Origin of the sequence: Stenotrophomonas maltophilia, assembly GCF_025642255.1 — a bacterium.
In the GTDB taxonomy this organism is placed as follows: Bacteria; Pseudomonadota; Gammaproteobacteria; order Xanthomonadales; family Xanthomonadaceae; genus Stenotrophomonas; species Stenotrophomonas maltophilia_P.
This window is the reverse complement of sequence record NZ_CP106759.1, coordinates 1,348,836-1,365,181: the sequence shown is the minus strand read 5'-3', so window position 1 is coordinate 1,365,181 and position 16,346 is coordinate 1,348,836. Positions and strand designations below refer to the sequence as shown.

13 protein-coding genes are annotated in these 16,346 nt (G+C 66.9%); 3 read left to right on the top strand and 10 right to left on the bottom strand.

From position 1 onward, the window contains the following. The first annotated feature begins 1 nt into the window (after position 1). On the top strand, positions 2-1,024 hold the full coding sequence (locus N8888_RS06290; protein ID WP_053516581.1) for a magnesium and cobalt transport protein CorA: 1,023 nt from the start codon (positions 2-4) through the stop codon (positions 1,022-1,024). A 57-nt stretch (positions 1,025-1,081) separates the two neighbouring features. Here the strand turns inward: N8888_RS06290 and N8888_RS06285 are convergent, their stop codons facing one another. From N8888_RS06285 to N8888_RS06255, 7 genes are all read right to left on the bottom strand, one after another. After that, the gene (locus tag N8888_RS06285; RefSeq protein ID WP_111185697.1) at positions 1,082-2,446 is read right to left on the bottom strand and encodes an NAD-dependent succinate-semialdehyde dehydrogenase; all 1,365 of its coding nucleotides are present in this window, start codon (positions 2,444-2,446) and stop codon (positions 1,082-1,084) included. Positions 2,447-2,509: 63 nt separating this feature from the next. Then, on the bottom strand, positions 2,510-3,352 hold the full coding sequence (locus N8888_RS06280) for an ABC transporter permease subunit (RefSeq protein ID WP_005415928.1): 843 nt from the start codon (positions 3,350-3,352) through the stop codon (positions 2,510-2,512). Continuing rightward, complete coding sequence (locus tag N8888_RS06275) at positions 3,349-4,281, bottom strand: ABC transporter permease subunit (RefSeq protein ID WP_053516578.1); 933 nt, start codon at positions 4,279-4,281, stop codon at positions 3,349-3,351. The genes N8888_RS06280 and N8888_RS06275 overlap by 4 nt, the downstream gene beginning before the upstream one ends. Next, positions 4,278-5,414, bottom strand: coding sequence for an ABC transporter ATP-binding protein (locus tag N8888_RS06270; protein ID WP_065176213.1), 1,137 nt, complete (start codon positions 5,412-5,414; stop codon positions 4,278-4,280). Before N8888_RS06270 ends, N8888_RS06275 begins: the two co-directional genes overlap by 4 nt. 164 nt (positions 5,415-5,578) lie before the next feature. After that, positions 5,579-7,120, bottom strand: coding sequence for an efflux transporter outer membrane subunit (locus N8888_RS06265; protein ID WP_263177885.1), 1,542 nt, complete (start codon positions 7,118-7,120; stop codon positions 5,579-5,581). After that, positions 7,120-8,676 carry a DHA2 family efflux MFS transporter permease subunit gene (locus N8888_RS06260; protein ID WP_053516574.1) on the bottom strand — a complete coding sequence of 519 codons (1,557 nt, stop codon included), beginning with the start codon at positions 8,674-8,676 and terminating at the stop codon, positions 7,120-7,122. The genes N8888_RS06265 and N8888_RS06260 overlap by 1 nt, the downstream gene beginning before the upstream one ends. Beyond that, entirely contained in the window at positions 8,673-9,842 is a 1,170-nt protein-coding gene (locus N8888_RS06255) for an HlyD family secretion protein (RefSeq protein WP_429001039.1), read from the bottom strand. Before N8888_RS06255 ends, N8888_RS06260 begins: the two co-directional genes overlap by 4 nt. Positions 9,843-10,123: 281 nt before the next feature. Between N8888_RS06255 and N8888_RS06250 the strand changes: the two genes are divergently transcribed. Further along, positions 10,124-11,449, top strand: coding sequence for a flavin-containing monooxygenase (locus N8888_RS06250; RefSeq protein WP_263177884.1), 1,326 nt, complete (start codon positions 10,124-10,126; stop codon positions 11,447-11,449). A gap of 26 nt (positions 11,450-11,475) precedes the next feature. Here N8888_RS06250 and N8888_RS06245 read toward each other — a convergent pair whose 3' ends face one another. The 3 genes from N8888_RS06245 to N8888_RS06235 all read right to left on the bottom strand — a co-directional run bounded on the left by N8888_RS06245 (position 11,476) and on the right by N8888_RS06235 (position 14,833). Continuing rightward, positions 11,476-12,585 carry a polyamine ABC transporter substrate-binding protein gene (locus N8888_RS06245; protein ID WP_065176209.1) on the bottom strand — a complete coding sequence of 370 codons (1,110 nt, stop codon included), beginning with the start codon at positions 12,583-12,585 and terminating at the stop codon, positions 11,476-11,478. Positions 12,586-12,677: 92 nt separating this feature from the next. Next, a complete protein-coding gene (locus N8888_RS06240) occupies positions 12,678-14,075 on the bottom strand; it encodes a glutamine synthetase family protein (protein ID WP_065181214.1) in 1,398 nt (465 codons plus the stop codon). Continuing rightward, positions 14,072-14,833: a gamma-glutamyl-gamma-aminobutyrate hydrolase family protein gene (locus tag N8888_RS06235; RefSeq protein WP_263177883.1), complete on the bottom strand. Its 762-nt coding sequence runs from the start codon at positions 14,831-14,833 to the stop codon at positions 14,072-14,074. Before N8888_RS06235 ends, N8888_RS06240 begins: the two co-directional genes overlap by 4 nt. A 161-nt stretch (positions 14,834-14,994) precedes the next feature. Here N8888_RS06235 and N8888_RS06230 point away from each other — a divergent pair, with 161 nt between their 5' ends. Further along, complete coding sequence (locus N8888_RS06230; protein WP_065176207.1) at positions 14,995-16,272, top strand: NAD(P)/FAD-dependent oxidoreductase; 1,278 nt, start codon at positions 14,995-14,997, stop codon at positions 16,270-16,272. Positions 16,273-16,346 lie beyond the last annotated feature (74 nt).

Here is a 16,346-nt window from a genome sequence, read left to right as displayed (position 1 = left end):
GATGGCGGGCATGTCACTGCCCGCCTCCGCTGCCGCACCTGCTTCGGCCAATCCCGCCTGCGTCATCAACTGCGTCCACTACGATGAGCAGGGCGTCCGCCATGACATCAGCCTGGACGCCATCAGCGACGTCATCGCCAGCGGCAACGGCTTCGTCTGGGTCGGCCTGTTCGACCCCAATGAAGACGTGCTGCTGAAGCTGCAGGAGGAGTTCTGCCTGCACGACCTGGCGATCGAGGACGCGCGCAATGCGCACCAGCGGCCGAAGGTGGAAGCCTACGGCAACTCGCTGTTTGTGGTGATGACCACCGCGCAGATGGTCGATGAGCGCATCCAGTACGGTGAAACCCACGCCTTCCTCGGGCCGCGTTTCCTGGTGACCGTGCGCCACGGCGCTTCGCTGTCGTATGCGCCAGTGCGTGCCCGGGTGGAACGCGAGCCGCAGCTGCTGAAGATGGGTCCGTCGTATTGCCTGTATGCCGTCACCGACTTCGTGGTCGACAACTACCTGCCGATCACCAACCGCTTCCGCGACACGCTGGAGCTGCTGGAGAAGGACATCTTCGCCGAGAGCTACAAGCGCAGCACCGTGGTGCGCCTGTACGAGCTCAAGCGCGAGTTGAACAAGATGCGGATGGCCGTGGCCCCCTTGCAGGACGTGCTGGCGCAGCTGCGCCGCTACCAGGGCGAATTGATTCCGGACGAAGTGAAGCTCTACGTGCGCGACGTGCATGACCATGCGGTGCGCATCAGCGACGTGATCGATACCCTGCGCGAGATGCTGGGTACCGCACTGAGCGTGAACCTCTCGCTGGTGACGCTGGCGCAGGGCGAAACCGTAAAGCGGCTGGGTGCGTGGGCGGCCCTGCTGGCGGCGCCAACACTGATCACGAGCTGGTACGGCATGAACTTCAGTCACATGCCGGAGTTGAGCCAGCCATGGGCATACCCGCTGATGATCGTCGGCGTGGGCGGTGTCTGCGTGGGCCTGTACCGGTTGTTCAAGCGCGCGCGGTGGTTGTAGAGCCGAGCCCAGGCTCGGGCTCGGCTGCTTCTTTAGCGTGGCACACGGAATGCATCATCAGGCCACGTAGACAGTCTTGATGTTCATGAACTCATGGATGCCATGGTCCGCCAGTTCGCGGCCGAAGCCTGACTGTTTGCTGCCGCCGAACGGCAGCCGCGCGTCACTCTTGACGATGGCATTGACGAAGGCCGCACCGCATTCCATGCGCTGGGCGAAGGACTCGCCACGCACCGGGTCACCGGTCCAGACACTGCCGCCCAGCCCGAAGCGGGTGTCGTTGGCCACGCGCAGCGCTTCCTCTTCATCCTTGACCCGGATCACCGCAGCCACCGGCCCAAACAGTTCCTCGTCGTAGGCGGGCATGCCCGGCCCGACCTGGTCCAGCACGGTGGCCGGATAGCCGGCATGCGTGCCCGCGATCGGCTCGCCGCCCAGCAGCACCCGCGCCCCCTTGGCCACACTCGCCCGCACCTGCTTGTGCAGCTCGTCGCGCAGGTCCGCGCGGGCCATCGGTGCCAGCGTGGTCTCGCGCTCGCTGGGGTCGCCATACCGGCGCTGACCAGCCGCCTCGACGAAGCGGCGGGTGAATTCATCGGCCACGCGCTCCACCACGATGAAGCGCTTGGCAGCGATACAGGTCTGCCCACTGTTGTCGAAGCGTGACTTCACTGCGGCCGCCACGGTCTTGTCGAGGTCGGCATCGTCCAGCACCACGAAGGCGTCACTGCCCCCCAGCTCCATCACCGACTTCTTCAGCTGGCTGCCCGCATTGGACGCGATCGAACGCCCGGCGCGTTCGCTGCCGGTCAGCGTCACCGCCTTCACCCGCGCATCGCGCAGCACCTCGGCTGCCTGGTCGTTGTCGATGTGCAGAACGTCGAACACACCGGCCGGCAGGCCACCGTCGCGGCACACCGCCAGGATCAGGTCCGCACACTGGGGCACGTTGCTGGCGTGCTTGAGCAGCGCCACGTTGCCGGCCATGAAGGCAGGCGCAAGGAAGCGGAACACCTGCCAGACCGGGAAGTTCCATGGCATCACCGCGAACACGCAGCCGATCGGCTCGTAGCGCACGTAGCTGCGCTGTGCCTCGGTATCGATCAGCTGGGGCTTGAGGTAGTCGGCGGCGTGATCGGCGTAGTACTCGCAGGCCGCCGCGCATTTGTCGACCTCGGCCAATGCCTCGGCCTTCAGCTTGCCCATCTCGTGCGTCATCGCCTGCTGCAGCTCGTCACGCCGCGTGCGCAGCTGCGCGGCGATCCCTCGCAGGACGGCACCCCGCTCCTGCAGCGAACGTGCGGCCCAGCCCGGGAATGCGTCGGCAGCGGCCTGCAGGCGCTGCTCGACGTCGGCAGCGCCCATCAGTTCATGGCGGTAGGTCACCTGGCCGGTGGTGGGATCGATGATCTCGACAGTCATGGGGGATCTCCTTCAGGCAGATCCCCAGTGTGCGCCCTTGCCCGTGAGCCGCGCGTTGCCGGATCAGCCGTTGTCCTGCCGGGCCAGCTGCAGGTCGCGCTGGCGCCGCTTCTCGGCGCGCGCGTTGATGTACCAGCCGATCACCGCCGCGATCGACACCGCCGATACCAGCAGCGTGGCCAGCGCATTGATCTTCGGGCTGATGCCCATGCGGACCGAAGCGAAGACCTTCATCGGCAGTGTTGTCGAGCCCGGCGTGGCGACGAAGCTGGCCACCACCACGTCATCCAGCGACAGCGTGAAGGCCAGCAGCCAGCCCGCTACCAGTGCTGGGGCGATGATCGGCAGCGTGATGCGGGTGAACACGGTCAGCCGGCTGGCCCCCAGGTCCATCGCCGCTTCTTCCAGCGACAGATCCATTTCCTGCAGGCGCGAAGACACCACCACGGTGACGAAGCACAGAGTGAAGGTGACGTGGGCGATCCAGATGGTCGCCAGTCCACGCGCCGGGAAGCCCGGAATGGCCCCCATCGAGGCCAGCAGCGCCATCAGCGAGAAACCCAGGATCACGTCCGGCATCACCAGCGGCGCGGTGACCAGCGCGCCGAACAGCGGCTTGCCGCGGAAACGCTTGAATCGGGTCATCACCATGGCCGCCAGCGTACCGAGCACCGTGGCGGTGCAGGCGGTCCAGAACGCCACCACCAGGCTGGTCCACATCGCGTCCATCAGTGCACGGTCGGCGAACAGATCGCTGTAGGCGCGGGTGGAGAAGCCCGCCCACACCATCGCCAGCCGCGAACTGTTGAACGAATAGAACATCAACAGCAGGATCGGCAGGTACAGGAAGGCGAAGCCGAGCAGCAGCACGCCCAGACCCAGGCCCTTGGCGGTACGCGGGCTCATGCCTGCTTCCCTTCCAGCAGGCGCTGCTGGGAACGGTTGAACAGCAGGATCGGCACCAGCAGCAGCAGGATCATCGCCACCGCCATCGCCGAGGCGCCCGGCCAGTTGCGGTTGTTGAAGAACTCGTTCCACAGCTGCCGGCCAACCATCAACGTCTCCGATCCGCCGAGCATCTCAGGGATGACGAACTCGCCGACCGCCGGAATCATCACCAGCATGCAGCCGGCGATGATGCCGGCCCTGGACAGCGGCAGGGTGATGCGCAGGAAGGCCTGCCACGGCTTCGCACCGAGATCGTAGGCCGCCTCCAGCAGGCGGTGGTCATGCTTGACCAGGTTGGCGTACAGCGGCAGCACCATGAATGGCAGGTAGCAGTAGACGATACCGATATAGGCTGCGGTCGGCGTATCGATCAGCTGCAGCCTGGGCAGCCCCATACCGGTCATCAGCGTCTGCAGGCCGGTGAACTGCAGGAACTGGTCGAGCAGGCCGTTGCGGTCCAGGATCGCCTTCCACGCGTACACGCGGATCAGGAACGAGGTCCACGACGGCAACACCACCAGCATCATCGCCACGTTGCGCGCCGCCGGCGACAGCCGGGCGATGGCATAGGCCATCGGGTAGCCGATCAGCAGGGTCAGGAAGGTGGAGATCGCTGCGATCTTGATGGAACTCAGGAACGCCTGGGCGTAGATCGAATCGCGGAACAGCGCCAGATAGTTCTCGAGGTTGAGCTTGAGCGAGAACCCGCCGTCCACGTACTGCAGCAGCCAGGTGTACGGCGGCGAGCCGACACGGCTGTGCGAGAAGCTGATCATCAACACGATCAGGAAGGGCACTGCGAAGAACAGCAGCAGCCACAGATACGGGACACCGATCACCGTGGCGCGCAGTCCCGGCAGCCAGCGCTTCAGCCCGGCGACACTCATGAGGTCAGCACCACGCCGTCATTGTCGCGCCAGTGCACCCACACGCTGTCACCCCAGGTCAGGCCATCGCTGGCCCAGCGCTGCGAATTGGCGAAGTTGGCCAGCACCTTGGCTCCACTGGGAAGGCGCACGTGGTAGACCGAGTGACTGCCGAAGTAGGCGATGTCCTCGATCACACCCTGTGCCTTGTTGGTGTGCCCTTCCGGCTCGTCCTTGCCGATCATCACCTTTTCCGGGCGCAGCGCGAATGCGACCGGCTGCCCTTCATATCCAGTGATGCCATGGGCGATGTAGATCGGCGCCGGGAACAGCGGCGATCGTACGGTCACATACTCCGGCAGGTCCTCGTCGATCACGCCGTCGAACAGGTTCACCGAGCCGATGAACTCGGCGACGAACCGGTTGGCCGGCTGCTCGTACACTTCGTCCGGCTTGCCGACCTGCTGGATCCAGCCCGCATCCATCACCGCGATGCGGGTGGCCATGGTCATCGCTTCTTCCTGGTCGTGGGTGACCATCACGCAGGTCACGCCCGACGATTCGATGATGCTGACCAGTTCCAGCTGCATCTGCGAGCGCAGCTTCTTGTCCAGTGCACCCATCGGCTCATCCAGCAGCAGCAGCTTGGGGCCCTTGGCCAACGAGCGTGCCAGCGCCACGCGCTGCTGCTGTCCGCCGGACAGCTGATGCGGCTTGCGCTTGCCGAGGTGGCCCATCTGCACCAGCTCCAGCATTTCGCCGACGCGCCTGCCGATCGCATCCTTGCCCAGCCCGTCCTGCTTGAGGCCGAACGCGATGTTCTGCTCGACCGTCATGTGCGGGAACAGGGCGTAGGACTGGAACATCATGTTGACCGGCCGCTGATAGGGCGGCAAGGCGTCCAGACGCTGCCCATCAAGGGTGATACTGCCCTTGGTGGGTGTCTCGAAGCCGCCCAGGCAGCGCAGCAGGGTGGATTTGCCGCTGCCGGAGCCGCCCAGCAGGGCAAAGATCTCGCCCTTGCGCACATCCAGATTGACGTCGTCGACGGCGACGAAGCCGTCGAATTCCTTGCGCAGGTCGCGAATGGAGAGATAGCCGGGCGCACTCACCGTATCAACGGCGGCGGCTTCCGGCTGGGCTTCAACGGGCATGGGGGCTCCGGGAGCGGGCGGTGGACAGCGGGCGCCATTCTACCGGCCAGGGGGCGATGACGGTATGACGGGGTATGGCGAGCGGCCGTTGCCCGCCGGGCATGGCCAGGCGCTACCCGCATGGCCTGGCTCCGGTAGCGCCGGGCCATGCCCGGCGGAGAGGATCAGCGAACAGCCACCGGCGGCGCCTCCTGCCAGCCCAGCCCCAGGCTCTTCTGCAGCGCCACATACCGCACCAGCAACTGCAGCCGCGCCTGGGCGGCGGCATCCTGCGCCTGCAGCCGCTGGCGCTGTACGTCCAGCAGATCGATCTGCGAGGTGGCACCCGCCTGTCGACGCTGGCTCATCAACGCCAGCGAACGGTCCGCCGAAGCCTCGGCGCGGACACTGGCCTGCAGTTGCTGCCGCGCCGCACCGAAGCGCGCCAACGCGGTGTTGGCATCCTGCAGTGCAGCCAGCACCGTGCCCTCGTAGGCCGCCAACCGGGCCTCATTGCCGGCCCGAGCCTGGGCCACACGGGCCTTGTTCACGCCGAAGTCGAACAGCGACCAGCGCAGGAACGGGGCGACGATGGTGGCGGCTGAATCCCGCCCCAGGTCGGAAACCGAGGTGGCGCCCGCGCCGATGCTGCCCAGCAGGGTCACCTGCGGAAAATACGCCGAGATCGCCTGGCCGATCTGCGCCGAGGATGCCGCCAGCTCGCGCTCAGCCTTGCGCACATCCGGCCGGCGCTGGATCAACGCGCCCGCATCGTCCACCGGCACGCTGGCCGGCAGCACCGGCAGCGGCTGGTCTGCCGCCAACCGTGCATCCAGCGCCCCCGGCTCGCGGCCTACCATCAGGGCCAGCACATCTCGGGCTTCGTCGGCCTGTGCCTGTAGCGGCGGCAGCGCAGCCTGCTGCTGTTGCAGCTGGGCCTGCGCGCGCTCCACCTGCAGGTCCGAATCCGCACCGCGTTGGCGACGCTGACGGGTCAGCTGCAGGCTTTCATCGGCGGCTCGGAGGTTGTGCTCGGCCAGGGCGATACGCTCGCGGCTGCTGCGGTAGCCGAGGTAGACCTGGGTCAGTTCCGCGGCAAGCTGCACCTGCGCATCGGCCAGTGCTGCGGCGTTGGCCTCGGCTTCGGCGGCGGCCTGCTCGGCCGCGCGGCGTCGGCGGCCGAACAGGTCCAGTTCCCAACTGGCGTCGAAGCCGGCCACGTACAGCTCGGTGTCCAGATCGATATCGGCGAACTGCTGGCGCAGCTGCGCCGCCTCCTGCGGAGGGCCGTTGGCCTCGGCCACCCCGGCGATGTTCTCGCCCAGACCGCGCACGCTGTTTTCCAGCGAATCCGGTGCCTTGATGTTGGCGTAGCCCGCCGCCGCGCCCACGCTGGGCAGCTGCTCGGCGCGCCGCTGGCGCTGCAGCGCGCGCGAGGCCAGCAGCTTGGCCTGGGCGGCGCGCAGGTTGGGGCTGTTGCGCAGCGCCTCGTCCACCAGCTGGTCCAGCAGCGGATCGTTGAGCGCGCGCCACCACTGGCTGGGCGGGCTGGCAGGCTGCACGCCGGCCTGCGCCGCGCGTGGGAGCTGCGCCTGCGCGGTAGCGACCGTGGCCACGTCCGGTTTCACGTAATCCGGCCCCACCATGCAGCCCGCCAGCAGCAGCGGCAGGGTGGCCGGGCACAGCCGGCGCAGAAGGGGGGAAACGGGCAAGGTCGTCGAAGTCATCAGTGCATCGCCAATGGAACGCCCTTGGGCAGGGGCTTGAGCAGGAAGACCAGCGGCAGGGTGGCCACCACGATCAGGCCGAAGATCCAGAACAGGTCGTTGTAGGCCATCACCATCGCCTGCATCTGCACCGTCTGCGCCAGCACGGCCATCGCCTGGGTGGCGTCGCCCAGCTGCTGGCCGTAGGCATGCAGCGCGTCCTGGGCGATGGTCGAGTTTGCGGTAACGCTGCTGCCGATCGCATCGATGTGCAGGGTGGTGCGGCGTTCCTGGAAAGTGGAAATGATGGCCAGCCCGATCGAGCCGCCGAGATTGCGCGCGGCGTTGAACAGGCCGGACGCATCGCTGGTGTACTCGCGCGGCACCGAGGTGATGGCCGCCTGGTTCAACGCCATCATCGCCAGCGCCAACCCACAGCCCTGCAGCAGCTGGCCTATGACGAAGTGCGGGCCGATGCTGTCCGGAGTCAGCCCCAGATTGACGAAGCAGGCAGCGGCGAAGCACAGCATGCCGCCGAACACCATGATGCGTACGTCGACCGTTTCCAGCATCTTCGGCATCAACGGCATCAGCAGGATGGTCGGCAGGCCGGCCAGCAGCAGCACATAGCCGGCCTGCTCGGTGTTGTAGCCGGCGATGATCGCCAGGAACTGCGGGATCATGTACATGACACCGAACAGGATCATGCCCACCGCCATCACCATCACGAACACTGCGCCGAAACTGCGCTGGAACAGGATGTTGAGGCGGATGACCGGCGCCTTGCTGGTGAACTGCGAAAGCGCGAGCAGCGCGAAGCCCAGCACCGAGACGATGCTGAGAACCACGATCATCGTCGATTCGAACCAGCGCTCGCGCTGGCCGTCTTCCAGCACCACGGTAAGCGCGGACAGGCCGGCGGTCATGCCGACGATGCCCAGCCAGTCTGCGCGCAGCAGCCCACCCCAATCAGACGTTTCATGCGGAAGGCCGAGCAGCAGCAGGGCAACCAGGCCGGCGCAGATCGGCACGTTGATGAAGAACGCGTAGTGCCAGCTGACGTTCTCGGTCAACCAGCCGCCCAGCAAGGGGCCGATCACCGGGCCCAGGATGACGGTCATGCCGAACAGCGCCGTACCCAGCGGCTGCTGCTTCGGCGGCAGCCGCGTGCCGACGATGGTCAGCGCGGTCGGGATCAGCGCACCACCGGCAAAACCCTGCCCTACCCGTCCGGCGATCATCATCGGCAACGAATCGGCCAGGCCGCACATCACCGAGAACGCAGTGAACAGCGTGGCGCAGATCAGCAGGAAAGTGCGCAGGCCCAGCGTGCGCACGAACCAGCCGGTCAGCGGAATCATCACGATTTCCGAGACAAGGAAGGCTGTGGAGATCCAGGTGCCTTCGGTGCCGCTGGCGCCCACTTCGCCCTGGATGGTGGGCAACGCGGCGTTGACGATGGAGATGTCCAGCGTAGCCATGAACGAACCGATGGTGCCGGCCGCCACGGCCAGCCAGGCCGCGGCATCCGCCTTGCCTCCGGCGACAGGTGCTGCGTGGGCACGGGTGGCGTTCATCGCGCCGGCGCGGCCATGGCCTCGGCCTCGTCCTGGGTGCGCTCGCGCGCATCCTTTGCATTGCGGGTATCGACGGTCACTTCCACCGACATGCCCGGCACCAGCACCTTGCGTGCTTCAGCACCTGCGTCCACCCGGATGCGCACCGGCACGCGCTGCACGACCTTGGTGAAGTTGCCGGTGGCGTTCTGTGGCGGCAGCAGCGCGAACTGCGAGCCGGTACCCGGCGAAATGCTCTCCACCGTGCCGCGCAATGGGGTGCCTGGCAACGCATCGACCTTGATTTCGGCCGCCTGGCCGGCGCGCATCAGGCCCACCTGGGTTTCCTTGAAATTGGCGACGAGGTACAGCGAGGCAACCGGCACGATGGTCATGGTGCGGGTACCGGCAGCAACAAACTGGCCGACCTGCACGGTCTTGTTGCCGACACGACCATCGATGCGCGCGCGCAGCTCGGTGTCCTCAAACGCCACTCTGGCCTGCGCAGCGTCGGCCTGCGCCTGCTTCAGTCCAGCCTGCGCCTGCTCGAGCTGGGCCTGGCTGGCTTCGATCTGGCTCTGCGCGCCCTGGATCTGTGCCTTGGCTGCATCGTACTGGGCCTGGGCGCGTTCGACATCGTGGCGCAGGCTTTCGACGTGTTCATGGGTGTCGGCACCACTGGCCGCCAGCGGGGTGAAGCGCGCCAGCTCTGACCGGCCGAAACGCAGCGAGGCGGCGGCCGCGGTGAGCTGGGTGCGTGCCTGCAGCAGGCTGGACTGCTGGCCCTGCACCCCAGCGGCAGCAGCGGCGATGTCGGCTTCGCGCACGGCGATCACGGCCTCGGCCTGGTCCAGCGTGGCACGGTAGGTGCGCGGGTCGATGCGCAGCAGCGGTTCGCCGGCCTTGACCCACTGGTTGTCCTGCACCAGCACTTCGGTGACGTAACCGTTGATGCGCGGAGCGACCGCGACAGCGTCGGCCTGCAGATAGGCGTTGTTGGTGTCCTGCAGGTAGCGGCCGACCAGCAGGTGGTAGATCAGCCAGGCAACCAGGGCGATGACCACGACGACGCCGATGATGGCCAGCGTCCAGCGGACCTTGGGGTTCTTCAGCGGCGAGGGCTTGTCCTCGTGGGTGGAGGGGGCTTCGTCGGCGGGGGCATCGGTGCGCGAGGGCTGGTCGGTCATTGTCTCGTCGTGGCGGTGGTCGGTGCCATACGGGACGGTAGGGGAGGACGTGCGGACGCGGAGTGAAAGTGCCTCCCGCGCCCTCCCCTGCGCGGATCTGCGCGCGGCGCATGTCGCGATAGTCCTGCCCCAGGACGCTGCAAGGCATGCCGCCATGACCGCCAGACCCGCACCACAGCAGCCGTACAGGTATCTGCAACGCTTTTTGGAGTCGCAATCATTGACCGGTGCCCACCAGCGGGGCGGAATCGTGGCCATCCGCCAAAGGATCTGCCCTCTCCATGCCCGCACACACTGCTGCATCACCCTCGCGCCCCTTGGACGTCGTCGTCATCGGGGCCGGTCAGGCCGGACTGTCAACAAGCGCGGTCCTGCAGGAGGCCGGCGTCGAGCATCTGGTGCTGGAATCGGAACACGTGGGTGCCAGCTGGCGACGGCGCTGGGACACCTTCCAGGTGAACACCGCCAACATGACCATGGCGCTGCATGATCACGCTTATGCCGGCGACGATCCGGAGGGCTTCATGACCGCTCCGGAGGTCATCGACATGCTTGCCGGCTACGCACAGGCGCGCGCGTTGCCGGTGAAGGAAGGCTGCACGGTCCAGCGGGTCGCTCCCGCTGCGGGCGGCTATGCGATCACCACCGACCAGGGCCGCATCCACGCGCGGTCGGTGGTGGTGGCCACCGGGGAGTATCGCCGGGCCCGCATGCCGCGGGTTCCCTTCGCACCCAGCGCAACGCTCACCGTGCTGCACTCGGGCCAGTACCGCAATGCCGGCCAGCTGGCCGACGGCGCGGTGCTGGTGATCGGTGGGGGGCAGTCGGGCGCGCAGATCGCCCAGGACCTGCATGCCAGCGGGCGAACGGTCTACTGGTCACTGGCCGACCGTCCATCACATACGCGCCGCCTGCGTGGCAAGGACTCGATGCTCTGGTGGGACATGGCCGGGCGCATCCATCAGCATGTGAGCGAATCGGCTGGCGTGCTCGCGGGCGAACCCGATGCCCTGCGGAAGGCCAGGACAGCGGAATTTCCGTTGATATCCGGCAAGGGCCATGGTGGCCGTGGCAGTTCGATCAGCCTGATGAGCATGCACCGCGACGGCATCACGCTGCTCGGGCGCCTGCAGCAGCTGAGCGGTCATGCGTGCAGCTTCGCCGACGTACGACCGCAGCTGCGACGTGCAATCGACGCCACGCGGGCCGAGTTCGCCTACCTCAATGGGCTGGCCAGTGCGTACTACGCCACGCGACCGGAACCGCGCACGGACGACGCCCGCTACATTCCCGAGGAGGTCTATCTGGACTGGGAGCTGCCGTCGTCGCCCTCCTCCCTGGACCTGCAGAGCGCAGGCATCCGGTCGGTGGTGCTGGCCACCGGCTTCGTCGCCGAATGGCCATGGCTGGCCGTGGACGGCGCGATCGATGCGCATGGCTATCCGCGGGGCGAGTTCGGGGTGTCACCCGAGCCAGGACTGTTCTTCATCGGCATGCACAACCTGCAGCGGATGAGTTCGTCGTTCCTGTGCAACGGAGGCCGCGATGCACGCGACCTGTTGCCGGACATCCTGCGGCACCTTGAGCGGTGCCGCAGCGCTGCCTGAGCCGGCTTGCCGGCCAGCGGCCGGTACTACCTGCCGGTCTTCACCTCGGTCCACAGACGGGTGTACAGCTTGTCCGTCTCCGGGGTGTTGATCGAATAGGTGAACATCTTCGCGGCCACATCGGCCGGCGGGTAGATGGTCGGGTCGGTACGGATCGCCTCGTCCACCAGCGGGGTCGCGGTCGGCACCGGGTTGGCGTAGTGGATGAAGTTGGTATTGGCCGCAGCGACCTTCGGCTCCAGCAGGTAATTGATGAACTTGTAAGCGGCTTCCGGATGCTTGGCGTCCTTCGGGATCGCCAGCATGTCGAACCACTGCGGTGCGCCTTCCTTAGGAATCGAATAGGCGACATGCACGCCGTTGCTGGCCTCCTCGGCGCGGTCGCGGGCCTGGATGATGTCGCCCGACCAGCCGACCACCAGGCAGGTGCCGCCGTTGGCCAGCGAACCGACATACTGCGAGGAGTGGAAGTTCTGCACGTACGGGCGGATCGACTTCAACAGGTCGGCCGCCTTCTGCAGCTCGGCCGGATCGCCGCTGTGCGGGTCCAGGCCCAGATAGTGCAGTGCGATCGGGATCATGTCGGCCGGCGTGTCCAGGATCGTCACGCCGCAGTCCTTCATCTTGCTGATGTTCTCCGGCTTGAACACCAGGTCCCAGCTGTTGGCGATGTCGGTGCTGCCGCCGAAACGCTCCTTCAGCATGTCCACGTTGTAGCCGATGCCGGTGGTGCCGACCATGTACGGCACGCCGTAGCGGTTGTCCGGATCCTGGGTGGCGATGCGCTTCATCACCGCCGGGTCCAGATTGGCCAGGTTCGGGATCTTGCTCTTGTCCAGCGGCAGGAACACGCCCGCCTGGATCTGCCGGCCGAAGAAGTTCAGCGTCGGCACCACCACGTCGTAGCCGCTGTTGCCGGCCAGCAGCTTGGTCTCGACCATCTCATCGCTGTCGAACACGTCGTAGGTCACCTTGATCCCGGTTTCCTTCTCGAAGGTCGGGATGGTGTCCTCGGCAATGTAATCGCTGTAGTTGTAGACGTTCAGGACCTGGCTGTCCTGACTGCCACCGTTGCCACCGCCACAGGCGGCGAGCATGGCGGAGGCCAGGCCGAGCGTGAGGATACGCAGCTTCATCGGGTGCTCCAGAATGCGGGGAGGGGGGCCGGCTCGGGCCGGCGATGGATGCCAGCCTACCCCCCGGCGGCGGATTTTTCTATTCCACGCTTTCACACGTTCAGCAGCAGGAACTCGCGCTCCCACGAGCTGATGACACGGAAGAAGGTCTCGTACTCCTTGCGCTTGACCGAGATGTAGGCCCGGCAGAAGCGCTCGCCCAGCAGCGCCTGCAGTTCGCCGCAGCGCTCAAGCCCGTCCAGCGCTTCGCCCAGCGAGCGCGGCAGGTTGTAGCCCAGCTCCTTGGCGCTGCCGGTGACCGGCGCATCCGGCGCCAGCCGCTCGCGGATGCCGAGCAGGCCACAGGCCAGGGTGGCGGCCATCGCCAGGTAGGGATTGGCGTCGGAGCCCGCGAATCGGCTCTCCACCCGCATGTTCTCCGGTGTATCCAGCGGCACGCGCAGGCCGCAGGTGCGGTTGTCGAAGCCCCAGTGCACGTTGCTCGGCGACACCTCGCCGAACACCAGCCGTCGATAGGAATTGACGTTCGGCGCGAAGAACGCCATCGCCTGCGGCGCATACTTCTGCAGCCCCCCAAGATAATGGCCGAACACCGGGCTGAACTCGCCTTCGGCATCGGTCTCACCGGCGAACACGTTGCTGCCATCGCTCACCCGCACCAGGCTCTGGTGGATGTGCATGGCGCTGCCCGGTTCGTTCTCCATCGGCTTGGCCAGGAAAGTGGCGTACACGCCGTGGCGCATCGCCGCCTCGCGCATGGTGCGCTTGAACAGGAAAACCTGGTCGGCCAGATCCATCGCATCGGCGTGGGTGAAGTTGACTTCCAGCTGTGCCGCGCCGGATTCGTGGATCAGCGTGTCCACGTCCAGCTTCATGGCATCGGCGTAGTCGTACATTAGGTCGAGGATGGGGTCGAACTCGTTGACCGCATCGATCGAATACGACTGCCGCGCTGTTTCCGGGCGACCGGAGCGGCCGGCAGGCGGCAGCAGCGGGAAATCCGGGTCGGTGTTCTTCTGCACCAGGAAGAACTCCAGTTCCGGCGCCACCACCGGGCGCAGGCCCAGCTCGGCGTAGGCCGCCAGCACGCGACGCAGCACATTGCGCGGCGCCAGCTCATGCGGCTCGCCATTCTTGGTGTAGCAGTCATGGATGATCTGCGCGGTGGCATCGGCGGCCCACGGCACCATGCGCACGGTATCCGGATCCGGGCGCAGCATCATGTCCGAGTCCGACGGCGAGGTCAGTTCGTAGTAGTCATCCGGAAACTCGCCGGTGACAGTCGTGGCGAAGATGCCCTCGGGCAGGCGGGTACCGTAGTCGTGCGAGAACTTATCGGCGGGAATGATCTTGCCGCGCGCGTTGCCGGTGATGTCGGGCACCAGGCATTCGACTTCGGTGATACGCCGCTCCTTCAGCCAGCGCAGCAGGCTGCTCTCCTGCGGTGCGGGGGGCGTTGCCGTCTTGCGCGGGCGCGTTCGGGAACTCATCGGGAATCCAGTTGGTTCTGTTGATGCTGCCGGCAAGCTTGGCCGAACGCACGGAAAATAGCGTGATAGAACGGCGCCTGCATGACGCGCCACTCCGGGTGCCACTGTACGCCGAGCACGAAGCGGTGGCGCGGGCTGCGTGCCGCCTCGACCAGCCCGTCATCGGCGCGGGCCTCGACCTGCAGGCCGCTGGCCAGGCGGGCAATGCCCTGGCCGTGCACCGAATTGACCTGCACCCTCCCCTCGCCGTGCCAGTCCGCCAGCCACCCATCCGCCACCAGTGTGACCGGGTGGGACGGCCCGTACTGCACGTCCACGGGTGCCTGCGGATCTTCGCGATGATCGGCCAGCCCGGGTACCCGATGGACCTGTGGATGCAGGCTGCCTCCCAGGGCGACGTTCAATTCCTGGAAACCACGGCAGATCGCCAGCACCGGCAGGTCCATCGCCAGCGCCTCGTCCAGCAGTGCGAAGGCATTGGCATCGCGCGCAGGATCACGCGCATTGCCGGGCCAGCTGCGGCCACCGTCGTAATGCTGCGGCTCGATGTTGCTGACCGCACCGGTCAGCAGCAGACCGTCGAGGCCCTGCAGCCAATCGAGCGCCGGCAGCGGCGGCTGCAGGCTGGGCAGCACCAGCGGCGTGACCTCTGCTGCCTCGGCCAGGGCGCGGACATACTTCTCGCCGGCCACCGCAAAGCGATGATGGCCAAGCACCGTACTGTCGGTGGGCAGGCCCACCCAGGGCAGGCGACGCATGGGGAAACTCCTTGGCGTGCAGACACGTTACCCGCAGGTGCACGAGTGCGGCAAGTCGTCGCCATCACGCGCGAGGTGCCAAGTATCGGCGAAACTGGGGGCGTGAACGCCGATCAACCTCCTCCGCCCCGTCTTCCCACCCTGCGCCCGCGAGGCCCGCAGTGACGTCCGCCTTTCCAGCCAGCTGGTATGCCGCCAGCCTGCCGGAGCCGGCCGCCCTGCCTCCGTTGCAGGGCGACGTGCAGGCCGATGTCGCAGTGCTCGGTGCAGGCTACACGGGCCTGACGGCGGCGCTGGAACTGGCCTCACGCGGCCAGCACGTGGTCCTGCTGGACGCCCACCGGATCGGCTGGGGCGCGTCCGGTCGCAACGGTGGCCAGGCTCTGGTGGGCTATGGCTGCGAGGTGGACGAACTGGAACGGCAGCTGGGCCGGGACGATGCCCGCCATCTGTTCGACTGGTCACGTGACGCCGTGCAGGCCATGCGCACCCGCATCGACCGCTACGGCATCGACTGCCATTGGCGTGAGGGCCACGCCAGCGTCGCCATCCGTGCCCGCCACGAGCGCGAGCTGCGTGCCCACTGCGAGCACCTGCAACAGCATTACGATTACCCGATGCAGTGGTGGGACCGGCAGACACTGCGTGGGCAGCTGGACAGCCCGCGCTATCGCGCGGCCATGTTCGATCCACTCAGCGCGCACCTGCACCCCCTGGCGTATGCGCGCGGCCTGGCCGACGCAGCGCGCGCGGCCGGGGTGGTCATCCATGAGAACTCTGCGGTTACCCGCGTGCAGCGCGGGCCCCGCCCGGCCCTGCACACCGCGCACGGCAGCGTCAGCGCCGCGCATCTGGTGATCGCCGGCAATGCCTGGCTGCAGGGCCTGCTGCCAGCGCTGGAGCACCGCATCATGCCGGTAGGCACCTATATCGGTGCCAGTGCGTGCCTCGGCCCAGAACGGGCCCGCGCCCTGATCCGTAATGACATGGCAGTAGCAGACACTGCCTGGGCGCTGGACTATTTCCGCCTGAGCCACGACCACCGTCTGCTGTTCGGGGGCCGCGCCAGCTACTCGGCGCTACCGCCGCCCGGGCTGCGCGGAGTGATGCAGCGACGCATGCACGCGGTTTTTCCGCAGCTGGCCGACGTCGCTCTCGATCAGGTCTGGGGCGGCTATGTCGACATCACCCGCAACCGCGCCCCGCATTGGGGACGGCTGGACGGCAATCTGTACTTCGCGCAGGGATTCTCCGGCCACGGCGTGGCGGCAGCCGGACTGGCGGGTGACGTGATCGCCGCGGCAATCGCCGGCCAGAGCGAGCGCCTCGACGTGTTCCAGCGCCTGAAGCACGCGCCGTTCCCGGGCGGGCGCCTGCTGCGCATGCCGCTGCTGGTGGCTGCGATGTCGTGGTACAGGCTGCGGGATGCGTTGTGGTGACGATATCAGCGCCCTTGACGGGACTCCACGACAGTGCGACTTGATCCCTTCACACCGATTGTTTGCATAATCTG